This window comes from Natronococcus sp. (genome assembly GCF_047921035.1).
Lineage (GTDB): Archaea > Halobacteriota > Halobacteria > Halobacteriales > Natrialbaceae > Natronococcus.
In genome coordinates this window covers 1-691 of sequence record NZ_JBLRWX010000244.1, presented here as the reverse complement: position 1 = coordinate 691, position 691 = coordinate 1, and the positions used below count along the sequence as shown (strand labels likewise).

1 pseudogene is annotated in these 691 nt (G+C 52.8%); it reads left to right on the top strand.

The features are described from left to right. Positions 1-312: 312 nt before the first annotated feature. Positions 313-691: pseudogene (locus ACNA7R_RS20505) on the top strand (IS630 family transposase); the annotation flags it as partial.

Below are 691 nucleotides of genomic sequence, written 5' to 3'. Positions count from 1 at the left end.
CCGGACGGCAAGCTCGGTATGATCACAACGGGAGTACGGACACGGACGACGAGTAAGTGATTGGTCGTGTCCCAAACTCGTCTAGAGTCGTAACTGACTCCTGTGGAAACAGGGTCACCTCTGTCCCGTTTCGACGTGATAAGGTTACCGAGCAAGCAACCACGCGAGAGACTATGGTCTGTCAGATCACAAAGCAGTTCAAAGGGAACGAAGACGTAATCTATCAGCCGCAATCGTCCAGACTCACCCTCAATAGCCTGGTATTCATACTGTCAGCTAAAAGTATTTCAAAGAAGCGTACGTTATTCCGATATGGCCTCTCTCGACAATGTCTCTACCGAAGACCTCCGCCAAGTCTTGGCGGAGGTCGAGGGAAAAAAGCCGTCACAGCGGCTTATGGCGGCAATCAATTACCTCGAAGAAGATGGTGCGACGCTAGAAGAGGTCGCTGAACGCTATGGATACACTGCTGGCTGGCTCTCGCGGTGGCTTGATCGACTCGAACGGCTCGCTGACGAGCCGTTCGAGGAAGTCGTCTACGACGAACACCGTTCAGGAAGACCCTCAGAACTCTCCGACGAAGAGTACGAACGGTTCGTTGAAGCACTCCACAACTCACCAGAGGAAGTTGGACTTGACGCGCCTGCATGGTCCGTTCAACTAGCTCGTCATTATCTTGCCGAGGAATTCG